The sequence below is a fragment of the Verrucomicrobiia bacterium genome (assembly GCA_036405135.1).
Taxonomy (GTDB): Bacteria; Verrucomicrobiota; Verrucomicrobiia; order Limisphaerales; family JAEYXS01; genus JAEYXS01.
In genome coordinates, this window is the sequence record DASWYF010000020.1 from 381,565 (window position 1) to 395,291 (window position 13,727).

Below are 13,727 nucleotides of genomic sequence, written 5' to 3' on the forward strand. Positions count from 1 at the left end.
CATTGCCCTCCCGTCCTATTCGCCTACTTTTGACCCAGTGAAACTCCTGTTTATCGGTGACATCGTGGGCGAGCCCGGACGGCGCGCCGTGGCTAAACTTCTGCCCAAGCTCAAGGCGGACCATCGTCTCGATGTCGTCATCGCCAATGGTGAGAACTCCGCCGGCGGCGCAGGCATCACCCCCGGCACCGCAGAAGAAATCTTCGCTGCTGGCGTGGACGTCATCACCTGCGGCGATCACCTCTGGGACCAGAAAGAAGTGAACCAACTCCTGCTCCAGGAACCTCGTTTTGTGCGTCCACTTAACTATCCACCGGGCACGATTGGCCAAGGCAGCACCCTGTTGCAAAAAGACGGCCTCCCCCTTCTCGGCGTAGTGAACGTGCAAGGCCGCACCTTCATGGCCGCGCTGGAGAATCCCTTCACCACCATGCGCGCGGAAGTGAACAAACTCCGCCGCAGCACGCACCTTATCTTCGTGGATATTCACGCCGAAGCCACCTCGGAAAAGATCGCCATGGGCCGTTACCTGGATGGCGATGTCAGCGCCGTCGTCGGCACCCACACCCACGTGCAGACCGCTGATGAACAGATATTCCCCGGCGGCACCGCCTATCTCAGCGATGCCGGTTTCACCGGTCCGCAAGAAAGTGTGCTGGGGCGCAACATCGAGCCTGTTATCCAACGCTTCCTGACGCTCACCCCGCAACGCTTCGGCATCGCCACCGAGCGTATCGCCCTGCAAGGCGTCATCATCGATATCGATGACAATTCAGGCCACGCCAAGAGCATCAAGCGCGTGAACGAGATGTTGCCTGCCCACGGCTGACGGTCTTTGTCATCGTCATCGGACTCATGATTTCCATCACGATTCCCGTGATGCGACCCGCTCGCACCGCCAGATCCAAGAACGCGTGTGAAACAAACTTGGAGCAGATTCAAGACGCCATCCGTTCATGGTCCATGTCGGAAAAGAAATCGCCGACCGACAAGGTGGTTATAGAGAGCGTGGTAAAGTCATTGCGTGGAGGAATGCTTCCGAAATGTCCCGCTGGCGGCAGCTATGAGGTGCTTCAGGTTAAAGACCAACCCACCTGCACATTGGCATCCACACTGGGCCACAGTATTCATAAATAGCAGGTCGGATTTGATTGCTTTGATCGCAAAGCAGATGTAGCAAACACTCATCGCTTGCGGAGCGATAAAGTCAGTCGGGCGTGGAGGCCCATATTTTCCCTTGATGATTTACTGAGCATGTCTGCTCTGGTTGCCGCCACGTCTTCTCAATCACATCAAAAGAAGCGAAGTAATCATTATCATGTTCACTCCATGGGCAAGATGGGCGTTGGTCATTTTGACGGTCGCGATACTAACCGCGATCGCGCTCCCGAATTTTGTGAAAGCCAGAACCAATGTTAACAGGCCATCCTGTGTGGCGAATTTGAAGCAGATCGATGGTGCCATCCAGCAATGGGCTTTGGAAAACAAGAAGGAGGACAAAGATGCGCCGGATCTGAATGCGGCGGCGTGCTATCTGAAAGGTGGCGTGCTGCCCATATGTCCTAAGGGCGGCACCTACCGTGCCGGAGCCACAGTGATGGCCCCGCCGACCTGTTCCAAGGCAAACACCTTGGGACATTCACTGCCATAAGCGAGAAACGTGTGAAACTGAAACGCGGCCATTGGGCTTGGGATGTCTCCGGACTGCTGCTCGTAGCGGCGTTATTCTACGCCATCGCCGCTCCTAATGTGGTGCGGAAAGGACCCGCTCCCAAGAGCGCCTGCATCGCCAATTTGAAGCAGATTGATGGAGCCATCCAGCAATGGGCGATCGATAACAAATTGCCGGACACAGCGAAACCAGATTGGAATGCTGCGATGAAATACCTCAAGAACGGCAAACCACGACCGTGTCTCGAAGGCGGTGTCTATGCTCCGGGTAAAACGGTCGCCGACGTGCCAACTTGCAGCAAGGGCAGGGAACTCGGCCACACCCTCTAGGAGCGTGTCTCCGACCTGCAGTAATATCCACTTACAAACCCGGCCTCTGAACTGAACGGTATTCCCAAAACATCCCGCGGCCCTTCCTAGGCCTAACGGGCCAGAACATAAATCCATCATGCTGTAATGTTCCCTCCCCTCCTGCGTCTTTTCAGACAGTTGCGGGCTAAACCCCGCCAAAATTTGTTTGAGCAAAAAGCCCGATTGAGGTGTATATATGAATCAGAGAGTTATGCGTAACGCATTCGCCATCGTTTTCAGCCTGCTGCTGGTCTTGGGCCAGTGGACGGGCGCGATGCCGTCTGCCCCTCAGCGCCTCGCTGATGCCTGCGAGGATTGTTCCTGCAAAGCCGTAAGCTGCTGCATCGCTCCCGCAAGCACTCCGGCCCCGACCAATCCTGCGGCGCCGACTCCTTCCACCCGCGTCACTGAGCAGCAACAACTCGTCGCCGCGCTGGAAACCGCCGTCATCTTGCTGACTGCTCCCGTTCCCGCCCCGCGCGTGACCGGTCCGATCCATACCGTTGATTTTTCCATCTCCGCCGTTCCGCTCTACTGCTGGAACTGCACGCTTCTGATCTGAGATTCCTCCGCGCGCACGTGAAGTGTCTTCACGCCTCGCGCATTTCCTGACTCACAGCGCGTATTGCTACGCGCCCATCGGCCTGCGGCATCGTTCTGCCCTTTAGCCAGTGAATCAATCCCATAACCACCCGCCCTGACCGGGTGAAGTGTCAGCCGGAATCTCATGAAAACGTCCGTAAACCATTTAAGCGCAGTCGAATCGTCCATACCAAGCATGGTAGGGCGAGACTCCGTCGAGCTCTTGCCAAACCTCAGCGCTCGCGAAAACCCATTGAGTTGCTCTGGCAACAATACCAGCGTTCATACCCCAATCGCTGTTAGGGCCGGACGCGCCCTACCTTTGGCGCTCTTGGCCTTGTCAGCTTTGCTGATATCCAACAAACAAGGTATCGCGTCGGAAAACACCAATACCATCCCCCTAACCTCCACCTACATCACCACCCTCGCCGAGCAGATGCGCACGAATCATCCCGCGCTTCAAGCCGCCGGGAAACGCATCGAATCCACGCAGGCAAACGCCGCCTCCGTCCGCTCTTGGTCTGATCCCACGTTCACCGCTGGCGGTATGGCGGCGAGCAAATCCATGCGCGCCGATGACGGCGATTTCTTCTACGGTGTGGAACAAAAACTGCCCGTTTTCGGCAAAGAAAAACAGGAACGCAAAGCCGCCTCCGCCAGCATCGCTGTCGGTGAACTCGAACAGGAAGCTGCCTTTCAAGTGCTTCGTCGTGATCTTGCGAAAACGCTCTTCGATACCGCTTACGCATCCCGTGCCGTACGCGTCGCGCAAGAAGACATCGAATGGTTGAAATCCTTGGAACAATCCGTTGAGGCTCAATATGGCTTCGGCAATGCGACGCAGGCCGATGTCCTCCGCGTGCAGAACGAACTCGCCAAACGTCGTGAAGACTTGAAGACCACACAGCAGACACTTGATCACGCCATCTTCACGCTGAACCGTTTCCTGAATCTCCCGCTCACGAACGCGGGGCCCCATCTCACGCTGCCCGAGCTCGCCAAACCTATCGTCTACAACGAACGGCTTGCCCGTCTCGCCGTGAAGCACGAGCCGCAATTGCGTGTGATGCGCCAGCAACTCGGTGTAGCGGATGAAGAGATCGCGCTCGCGAAAATGCGTCGTCGCCCTGACTTGGGCGTGGGTCTGCAAGGCCGTAATTACACTGGTACCGGTGAATTTCGTTCCGGCGAGATCATGGTCTCGCTCTCACTCCCTTGGTTCAACCGCGAGCGCTATCGTCAAGACGTCATCCGCGAAGAAAAGAAGAAGGAAGCCTTGGAAAAAGAGGTGAACGACAAGGAACTTGGTGTGCGGCAGGAGATCCACGAACTCGTTCTGCGCATCGATGCCGCACACCGCGAAGCCTTGCTCTATCAGGACAATATCATCCCGCGCACGAAGCAGATGATCGAGAGCATGTATGCCACTTGGCAGACCAGCGCGGGTCCGCTGCGCGATTTGCTTGATGCCCGCCGCATGCTCCTCGATGCCGAACTGAGCCGCGCCAAGGCCATTACCGCCCAATATCAAGCCATGGCCGAACTCATCCTCTGCTGCGGCCTCGGAGATTTTGAATCCCTCGAAATGCTCGGCACCAACGTGCTGCCGGATTCCAGCCGGCAGTCCGAGCGCCCTCGCAATGCAACGGAGCCATCAAACTAAAACCGTTGAAACAAAATATTTCCATGAAAGCCACCACCTTCATCCTGATCGTCATCGCCCTCGCGGCGGCGGCCTTCGGCGGCTATTACGTCGCCGCCAAGAAGCACGCGCCCTCCGCCGGTGCTGAATCCTCCGGGCGCAAAGTCGCCTTCTACCAGAGCGCAATGCATCCGTGGATCAAGTCTGACAAACCCGGCAAATGCACCATCTGTGGCATGGACCTCACGCCCGTGTATGAAGGCGAGAAGGGTCTGGAATCGCAAGCAGGCATCGTATCGCTCGGTTCGAACACCATTCAGGTCATCAACGTGCAGACCACGCCCGCCACGCGCCAGCCTTTGACGCGCTCCTTCCGTTTCGCTGGCACGATCGATGACGATGATTCCAAGCATCGCGTGCTTTCCGCTTATGTGAAAGGCCGCGTGGATGAACTCTTCGTGAACTTCATCGGTGCTGAAGTCACCGAAGGTCAACCGCTCGCACGTATTTACAGCCCCGCATTGCTCGCTGCTGAACGCGAATACGCCAGCCTCCTGCGCAATCCACGCACAGGTGAGGATGCGCAACGCCTCGCCAGCATCGCACGCCTGCGACTCACGCAGTTCGGCTTGAACGAGAAACAGATCAGCGCACTCACGAACAAATCGCCCGAGGATATCCACACGGAGATTCTCGCGCCCATCACCGGCACCGTCGTGTCACGGAAAGTCTACGCGGGCCAGTATGTGAACGATGGCGATCCGCTGTTCGAGATCGCCGATTTCTCGAAGATGTGGCTGCTCTTTGATGCTTATGAGCAAGACCTCGCGTGGCTGAAGATCGGCCAGGAAGTGGAGATCACCACACCTTCCATCCCGAACAAGGTGTTCAAGGCTGCCATCTCGTTCATCGATCCGAACATCAACATGATGACCCGCAGCACCAAAGTGCGCGTGGAGATCCCCAATCCGGTCCTCGAGATCGATGGCGTGAAACGTCGCGAGATTTCGCACCGCCTCTACGCCGAGGCCCGCGTGAAGGTGGATTCCACACCCGCACTTGTCGTGCCACGTTCCGCCGTGCTCATGGCGGAGAGCGGCAAGGCTGTGCTCTATGTGGATAAAGGCGGCGGCGCGTATGAACAACGCACCGTGAAGCTGGGTCGCGCCGCCGATGGCGTCTGGGAAATTCTCGACGGCCTCAAAGAAGGCGAAGCCATCGTCACGCAAGGCAACTTGCTCATCGACGCCCAAGCACAACTCAACGCGGGTGTGAACACCGCCGCCACTCACGATCACGATCAGACTGAAACGAAAGCGAAACAACCTGCGACACCGAGCGTCAACTTGCCTGCGCTCACACCGGAGCAATCTGGTGCGGTCACTGATTACCTTAAACTCGCTGATGCTATTACCGCTGCCTTGGCCGCAGACAATCTCGCTGAGTTCAACACGCAAGCCGCGAAGACTCACGCCGCCACGCTAGCGTTTGCCAAAGCATTCGCGATGGATAGCCCATGGCGCAAGCTCATCGACCCGATTGAAAAGAGCGGGCACCTCACGAACGCCAACGATCTCGCAGGAGCGCGAAAAGTATTTCATCCCTTCAGCGTGGCCGTAGTGGATATGACCCAGGCCTTGCGCCGTCAGGAAAGCGCCTTCAAGCAGTTGAAGGTTTTCCGCTGCCCGATGACGAAGGACGCCTTCGAAGGCGCACCTCGCACGGCTGACTGGATCCAACTCAGCCCCACCTTACGCAACCCCTATTTCGGCGCCGAGATGCTCGAATGCGGCGTGGAGGTGAAGCCGTGAATGCTAGCCACAAAAACGGAGCGCGACTCTCCGAGTCGCAGCAATTCCAAAACAGGCAGGAGATGTCGAATTCTTTCGAAGGCCGCATGGTAATCGGGCGTTGCTGCGGGTCGGAGACCCGCGCTCCTTTTCGTGGCCATTCCTCAACCCTTTTCTTGCCATGATAAATCGCATCATAGAATGGTCGCTGCGGAACCGCTTCCTCATCGTTTGCGGTTTCCTCATCCTCACGGCGTGGGGCGTGCGTTCGCTGTATCGCACACCAGTGGATGCCATACCGGACCTGAGCGAGAATCAGGTCATCGTCTTCGCGGATTGGTCCGGTCGTTCACCAGAAGAGGTTGAGGACCAAGTCACGTATCCGCTCTCCGTGAACCTGCAAGGGCTCTCCGGCGTGAAGACCGTGCGTGCCTCGTCCATGTTCGGCTTCTCGCTCATCACCGTCATCTTCGATGACAAGGTGGATAATTACTTCGCGCGTTCCCGTGTGCTTGAGCGCCTGAACTATCTCACCACGTTGATGCCTCAAGGTGTCACACCGCAGCTTGGCCCAGATGCCACGGGGCTGGGGTGGATTTATCAATACTATCTCGAAGTTGACCCGAAGAAGGCGAAGGACGGTGGGATGGATCTTGGCCAACTCCGCGCCGTGCAGGATTGGTTCGTGCGTTATCAGTTGAACTCCGTACAAGGCGTCGCGGAGGTCGCGAGCGTCGGCGGTTTCGTGAAGCAATATCAGATCGAAGTCTCGCCTACGAAGATGCGCGCGGCTGAAGTCATGCTCAGCGACGTGATGACCGCAGTGCAGGACAGCAACCTAAACGTCGGCGGCAAGGTCATCGAGGAGAATGGCATGGAGTTCGTTGTGCGAGGCGTGGGGCTGGTGAACAAGACGGCGGACTTGGAGAACATCGTGCTCAAGTCCACGAACGGCGTACCCGTGTATCTGAAAGACATTGCCACCGTGCAAATCGGCGGCGATTTCCGGCGCGGCACATTGGATGTGAATGGCAAAGAAGTCGTGGGCGGTATCGTCGTCATGCGCACGGGTGAGAATGCGATGCAGGTCATCGAGCGCGTGAAAGAGAAGATCTCGCAAATACAACCCGGCCTCGACAAGCAAGGTATCACCATCAAGCCTTTCTATGATCGCAGCGAGTTGATTGATCGCACGATCGAGACACTGAAGCATGCGTTGTGGGAGGAGATGCTGCTGGTCACATTGGCGCATATCATTTTCCTGTTCCACTTCCGCAGCATTCTGATCGTCACCATTCCGTTGCCGGCTTCCATCCTCATCTCGTTCATCTTGATGAACCAGTTCGGCATCAGCTCGAACATCATGTCGCTTGCGGGCATCGCCATCGCCATCGGTGTGCTGGTGGATGCGGGCATTGTGATGACGGAGAATGTCATCCGGCATTGTGAACGGGCGGAAGAGGAGAAAGGACGAAAACTTACCTCGCAGGAAACTTGGCAAGTCACCCTCGAATCCGCAAAGCTCGTGGGCCGTCCTATCTTCTTCTCCATGGCCATCGTTATCCTCGCGTTCATGCCCGTATTCGTGCTGAGTGGACAAGAGGGCAAGCTGTTCCATCCGCTGGCGTGGACAAAGACATTCGCCGTGGTCGGTGCGACGCTCCTCGCGGTCACGCTCGTGCCAGTCATGTGCGCGATGTTCATTCGTGGTCCGTTCCATGCGGAAGATCGCAATTGGATCATGCGCTTTCTCATGTGGATCTATGAACCGTTCCTAGATCTCGCCTTGCGCTGGCGCAAGACGGTGATGTTCGGCGCGTTAGTGATTCTGGTGATCTCCCAAATCGTTGCATGGGGATTGCCGCGTGAATGGCATCAGAAGATCGATGCGCAGAAGCACCCAAAGCTGGCGAAGCTGACAGCGGGGTTTGGGCGCGAGTTCATGCCGACGTTGAATGAAGGCTCGTTGCTCTTCATGCCGGTACTGCTGCCTTCCACGTCACTCACGGAAGTGAAACGTATCATGGCATGGCAGGACACGGTCATCAGTCAGACGCCGGAAGTGTTGAGCGTGGGCGGCAAGCTCGGCCGCGCTGAGACGGCCACTGATCCTGCGCCCGTGGAGATGATCGAGACGACAATCATGCTCAAGCCGGAAGCGCAATGGCGCGCGGGTATGACGCGACAGAAACTCATCGCGGAACTCACAGAGATGTTGAGTGCGGTGCCCGGTTATGTGCCCGGCTTCCTGCAACCGATCGAGAATCGCATTCTCATGATCAGCACGGGCATCCGCGCTCAGGTCGGTGTGAAGATTCTGGGCGATGACATCAACGAGTTACAGAAGCTCGCGTATGATGTGGAGCGTGTGGTGCAGCAAGTGCCTGGTGCGGTAGGTGTCGCGCCTTCGCGTGTGCAATCGAAACCGTATATCGAGATCGAGCCGGATCGCGTGGCTATCGCTCGCTATGGCCTAAAGGTGCGTGATATTATGGAGATGGTGGAGACGGGCATTGGCGGGATGAATCTCACGACGACGATTGAGAAACGTGAACGTTATCCCATCCAGGTGCGTCTCGAACGCAGTGAACGCAATGACATCGAGCGGCTCGGTGAGATACTGGTGCCGACGCCTTCTGGCGCGTTCATCCCATTGGGACAACTCGCGCAGATACGCCGTGTCATCGGACCGAGTGAGATAGCGAGTGAGAACGGGCGCTTGCGACTCTTCGTGCAGGCGAATGTGCAGGATCGCGATCTCGGCGGCTTCGTGGATGACATCAAGGAACGCATCCAGCGCGACATCGTGCCGACGTTGCCTGCGGGGGTGACGATCGAATACAGCGGGCAATACGAGAACCAGCTTCATGCGGAGCAGACATTGAAGGTCATTTTGCCCGTGGTGATTCTCATCATCTTCATGCTGCTCTACATCGTCTATCACTCGGCGATGGAGGCGGCGCACGTCATTCTGGCGATCCCCTTCGCGCTGAGCGGTGGTGTCTTCCTGCAATACTGGCTGGGTTACAATTTCAGCGTGGCCGTTTGGGTCGGTTACATCGCGCTCTTCGGTATCGCAATCCAGACGGGCGTGGTGATGGTGGTGTATCTGGAAGAATATTTGGCGAAGAAGAAGGCGGAACGTGGTGATGCGTTTGATCGCAACGATCTCATCGAAGCGGTGAAGGAAGGTGCGAAGCTGCGTCTGCGTCCCAAGGTGATGACGGTGGCGACGACCATCGCGAGCCTGCTGCCCATCATGTGGAGTACGCGACCGGGTGCGGAAGTGATGCAACCGATCGCTGCACCGGTGATCGGCGGGAGCATCAGCAGCCTCATCCATATCTTGATCGTGACACCCGTGATCTTCGCATGGTTGCGAGAGAGGGAGTTGAATAGCCGCAAAAAGGCACAAGAAGCGCAAAGCAAAGATTTGGTTTAAATTAACAACACAAACCATTGAGAAAGAGAAAACATGAAAACGTTACTGACTACATTGGCCCTGGCCGCGCTGACGATCTGCGCGGTGAATGCGGAAGAGAAGAAAACGGAGAAGAAGGCGGAGCTATGCCCGGTTTCCGGTGAGGAGCTAGGCAGCATGGGCAAACCCTATGTCATCCAACATCAGGGCAAAGAGGTGAAGCTCTGCTGCAAATCCTGTGAAAAAGACTTTAAGAAGAATCCGGACAAGTATCTGAAGAAAATCGAAGGGAAGAAGTAAAACGCTTGCGAAATAGACCGCCCTTTCAGATTCACTCACCCCTCTCCCTGTTAAGGGGCGAGGGTGAAAATTTCACACGCTTGAGCTGAGCGAGCATGCTCAACGCTTGGATGCTGCTGCGATTCGGATCCCCGCCGCTCGCCGGGGCAAGGTATCGCGTGGCATCAGCGTTTTAGCCACCAGACGCCGATAACCACGACTGCAGTGATGACCACCATGAGCAAGGTGGTGCGCATCAAGGTGCCGGGTTGCTGATCGTCCAGTTCACGATTCAGCTCCATGCGGCGGACACGGGAGGTTTCGCGTTCTTCTTCATCGGCGACCATCTGATCGACACGACGTTGGGCGTATTCTTCCGTGAGATCAGAGCCGTTATCGGCAGCGGCTTCGATGGATTCGTTCAGCACGGGATCGCGTGGGTTGCCTTGGACCAGTTCCTTTTCCGCCACCTGCCGGTAGCGATCACTTCGGGTTGTTTCCGCAGTCATGGTGGCAAGATGACAGGAACAGAACGGACGTGCAAATGGGTGGTTTGTAATCGACGCAGAGTAAAAATTGCACCTTGCTCTTCAAAAAGTTGGTATATTTTAAGGTTCTTTCGTCCCTGACGGGACTGGTGATTCATACGTCCTGCACCCAGCCCTGAATCGCTGGCTTATTATCTTTCGCCCTTCGGGCTGGGGACAAAAGATTGCTTTCCAGCATTCTCTTTCAAAGCAGTTCAAGGTGCTCCCCAAGCGCACAACGCACACAAACCTCACCCTCGCTATCGACAAGCACGCTGCCGTTCCGCATTTTCTGTGCTGATGAATTCATCCGCGACGTTTTATCGCGAGGAGCCGGATGGCGTGACGCTGTTCGTTAAGGCGCAGCCGCGCGCCAATGCGAACCAGATCGTGGGTGTGCATGGAACTGAGCTGCGTGTGAAGATCATCGCGCCACCGGTGGATTCAGCGGCGAATGAGGCTTTGGTACGGTTTCTGGCGGAGGAACTGGGCGTGGCGAAGAATCAGGTGCAGCTCGTGCGTGGTGCGACTGCGCGGCATAAGGCGGTAAAGGTTTTGGGGCTGAAGGTGGAAGAGGTGAAGAAGCGGCTGGGGGTGTGAGGCAAATGACCAATGACGAAATCCGAATGACTAAGGAATTAATAAATTCCCAAATCCAAAGCTCCAAACACCAGTGAAGTTTCAATGCTCAAATATCAAGCAGCAGGCTAAAATTCTTTGATTGGAGCTTCCTTCGTCATTCGGATTTCGTCATCGGTCATTCCTCTTACACTTCCAGATGCATGCCGAGCTCCACCACGCGATTCGCCGGAAGACCGTAAAACATATTGGCAGGTTGCGCGTTCCGCGAGAGGAACGCATACAAACGTTTGCGCCAGTGATACATCTTTGCTTTGCCTGTGGGCATGATGTTCAGGTGGCTCAAGAAGAAGGTCGCTTTCTCCGGGTTGATGTCCAAGCCGTGCGCCTTGGCGGCCTCAATGACATCCGCCACTTGCGGTTCTTGCATGAAGCCGAAGCGCCCGATCACCCGATAGAATCCACAGCGAAGCTCTTCCACCGTCACGCGCTGCTCGGCGGGCACATGAGGTTCGTCCGCCGTGAACATGTTCAACAGGATCACGCGCTCATGCACCACGCGGTTGTGCTTGATGTTATGCAGCAGCGCCAGCGGTGTGCCGTGCGGATTGCCGGACATGAAGACTGCCGTGCCGGGCACACGATGAGGCTTCTCCATCTCCATGCTTTGTAGAAAGAACTCGATCGGCAGCACGCGCGTCTCCAAGTCGGTGGAGACATGGCGGCGACCAGATTGCCAGGTGGTCATCACGGCGAAGATCGCTGCACCAGCCACCAGCGGGAACCAGCCGCCATCGGGGATCTTCAGTGCATTCGCACCGGCAAACACCAGTTCCAGTGAGAGGAATGAACCGCAGACGAACAATGTGCGGTGTTTGCTCCAGCCCCAACGGTTCTTGGCCACTCTGTAAAGCATGATGCTGGTGACGATCATCGTGCCGGTCACGGCGATGCCGTATGCCGTCGCCAACCGGCTGGAACTGCCGAACCCGATGACCAGACTGACGCAGGCGATCATGAGCCACCAGTTCATCTGGGGCAGGTAGATTTGTCCACGTTCACTGGAAGAGGTATGGCGCACCGCCATACGCGGCAGATAACCGAGCTGCATCGCCTGCATCGTTATGGAAAACACACCGGAAATGAGTGCCTGTGAGGCGATGATCGCCGCTAGCGTAGCCAGCGCGACCAATGGATACAGAAACCAACGCGGTGCCAGCAGATAAAATGGATTGGTCGCCGCATCCGGATCAGTGAACAGCAAGGCGCCTTGGCCGAAATAATTCAGCAACAACGCTGGCAGTACTATGAAAAACCAGGCCACACGTATCGGTTTGGCACCGAAATGGCCCATATCAGCATAAAGCGCCTCACCACCTGTCACCACGAGAAACACCGCCCCCATCACCGGGAACGCAACCCAGCCGTTGTTGAACAAAAAATACAGGCCGAAGATCGGATTGACCGCTTCCAGAATCTCGGGCGCTCTCAGGATGCCACGTATTCCCAAGATGCCGATGACCATGAACCACACGAGCGTGATCGGACCGAAGATGCGGGCCACCCCACCAGTGCCATGATGTTGAAAGGAGAAAAGGCCGATGAGAATTCCCACGGTTATGGGAATGACGTAGGAATCGAATGCATCTGTGGCAACATGCAACCCTTCCACCGCACTAAGCACGGAGATCGAGGGGGTAAGCATGCCATCGCCATATAACAAGCACGCACCGAAAAGGCCGATCATCGTCAGGAAAACCAGCCCCTTGTTGTGAAGCGAAGAACGGGGAATCGCGAGAGACATCAGGGCCAGGATGCCGCCTTCTCCGTTATTATCCGCCCGCATCACCACCCAAAGATATTTGATCGAGATGAGGATAATGAGGCACCAAAAAATCAGGGAAAGAATCCCCAGAACATTCTCCTGTGTTGGCGCCACGGCATGAGAGCCGTTAAAGCACTCCCTCATGGCATATAGCGGACTCGTCCCGATGTCGCCATAGACGACACCCAAGGCACCCAAGGTCAACACAGTAAGACTCGCTTTGCAGACAGGCGAGGTGCAGTTGGGATCCGGGGAAGTGGCAGGCTGGCTCATGGCAGTTAGTCAGCCTTCACCGGCACACGAAAGGAAACAGTTGAGGTAGCGGTATTGGCGGCGGAACACCACGGGGACCACGCCGGAACCAGATTAGACATGAAACGACCAGGCATGAGCGTTTGATTTTTCACTGAACAAAGGCACCGCCGTTGACGCGGAAGCCGTGAAAAACCCTACCTTAACCCCCGAATTCGTCAAATCTTGGTACAGTAGGCGTTCGCAGACTACACTAAAGCCCGCGCCAGCCGTAATCCCGCCCAAGCCCCGGCGAGACAGAGAATCACTGACCCAAGGATGTTGGCCGTGACCATTCCCCAAGCCCCTTTCTCCATCAATTGCACCGTCTGGATACTGAAGGAAGAGAACGTGGTGTAACCGCCCAAGATGCCCACCATCAGGAAATTACGCACTACTTCAGGACAGGCCCAGCGACCGTCTTCCGCCGTCGCCGCGAGCAAAAAGCCTATCAGAAAAGAACCTGTGACGTTAACGGTTAACGTGGCGATGGGGAAAAGGCTATCCGATTGCTTGGCGACGGCCAGTGAGATGCCATACCGCACCATGCCGCCGAGTGCGCTGCCGATTCCGACCCAAAGCATCGAATTCATGGAGAGTGTTGTAGTATGCGAAGTGAGATTCGGCAATCACGGGCGACGTTTTCAATGGCCGGTTCAGTTTACGAGTTCGGCGGTGAAGACCAAAGTCAGGGCAAAGCGGCAGCTTTGCCTCACCATAGCAGGTAATAGTCAACGTTCACAAAGTTTGTCATTTTGGGAGCGAAATT

Annotated in this window: 12 protein-coding genes; 9 read left to right on the top strand and 3 right to left on the bottom strand. The window is 56.3% G+C overall.

The window, feature by feature from the left end; genetic code table 11:
• The first annotated feature begins 37 nt into the window (after positions 1-37).
• The 8 genes from VGH19_10300 to VGH19_10335 all read left to right on the top strand — a co-directional run bounded on the left by VGH19_10300 (position 38) and on the right by VGH19_10335 (position 9,757).
• Positions 38-829: a TIGR00282 family metallophosphoesterase gene (locus tag VGH19_10300; GenBank protein ID HEY1171751.1), complete on the top strand. Its 792-nt coding sequence runs from the start codon at positions 38-40 to the stop codon at positions 827-829.
• A 603-nt stretch (positions 830-1,432) separates the two neighbouring features.
• Positions 1,433-1,651 carry a hypothetical protein gene (locus VGH19_10305; GenBank protein HEY1171752.1) on the top strand — a complete coding sequence of 73 codons (219 nt, stop codon included), beginning with the start codon at positions 1,433-1,435 and terminating at the stop codon, positions 1,649-1,651.
• An 11-nt stretch (positions 1,652-1,662) separates the two neighbouring features.
• Positions 1,663-2,001 (top strand): hypothetical protein, encoded by a 339-nt coding sequence (locus VGH19_10310; protein ID HEY1171753.1) that lies wholly within the window; start codon positions 1,663-1,665, stop codon positions 1,999-2,001.
• 217 nt (positions 2,002-2,218) lie between these two features.
• The gene (locus VGH19_10315; GenBank protein HEY1171754.1) at positions 2,219-2,584 is read left to right on the top strand and encodes a hypothetical protein; all 366 of its coding nucleotides are present in this window, start codon (positions 2,219-2,221) and stop codon (positions 2,582-2,584) included.
• Between the two features lie 351 nt (positions 2,585-2,935).
• A complete protein-coding gene (locus tag VGH19_10320; protein ID HEY1171755.1) occupies positions 2,936-4,267 on the top strand; it encodes a TolC family protein in 1,332 nt (443 codons plus the stop codon).
• A 23-nt stretch (positions 4,268-4,290) separates the two neighbouring features.
• Positions 4,291-6,057, top strand: a complete 1,767-nt coding sequence (locus VGH19_10325; GenBank protein HEY1171756.1) for an efflux RND transporter periplasmic adaptor subunit — start codon at positions 4,291-4,293, stop codon at positions 6,055-6,057.
• A gap of 160 nt (positions 6,058-6,217) precedes the next feature.
• Positions 6,218-9,478, top strand: coding sequence for an efflux RND transporter permease subunit (locus VGH19_10330; protein HEY1171757.1), 3,261 nt, complete (start codon positions 6,218-6,220; stop codon positions 9,476-9,478).
• Between the two features lie 33 nt (positions 9,479-9,511).
• Entirely contained in the window at positions 9,512-9,757 is a 246-nt protein-coding gene (locus VGH19_10335; protein HEY1171758.1) for a TRASH domain-containing protein, read from the top strand.
• A 164-nt stretch (positions 9,758-9,921) separates the two neighbouring features.
• Here the strand turns inward: VGH19_10335 and VGH19_10340 are convergent, their stop codons facing one another.
• Positions 9,922-10,245, bottom strand: a complete 324-nt coding sequence (locus tag VGH19_10340; protein ID HEY1171759.1) for a hypothetical protein — start codon at positions 10,243-10,245, stop codon at positions 9,922-9,924.
• 318 nt (positions 10,246-10,563) lie between these two features.
• Between VGH19_10340 and VGH19_10345 the strand changes: the two genes are divergently transcribed.
• Entirely contained in the window at positions 10,564-10,863 is a 300-nt protein-coding gene (locus VGH19_10345; GenBank protein ID HEY1171760.1) for a DUF167 family protein, read from the top strand.
• Positions 10,864-11,029: 166 nt separating this feature from the next.
• On the opposite strand, the gene VGH19_10350 is transcribed toward VGH19_10345, so the two are convergent.
• Together VGH19_10350 and crcB are read right to left on the bottom strand one after the other, a co-directional pair.
• On the bottom strand, positions 11,030-12,940 hold the full coding sequence (locus tag VGH19_10350) for a potassium transporter Kup (protein HEY1171761.1): 1,911 nt from the start codon (positions 12,938-12,940) through the stop codon (positions 11,030-11,032).
• Between the two features lie 227 nt (positions 12,941-13,167).
• Positions 13,168-13,551, bottom strand: a complete 384-nt coding sequence (gene crcB, locus VGH19_10355; protein HEY1171762.1) for a fluoride efflux transporter CrcB — start codon at positions 13,549-13,551, stop codon at positions 13,168-13,170.
• Between the last annotated feature and the right edge of the window lie 176 nt (positions 13,552-13,727).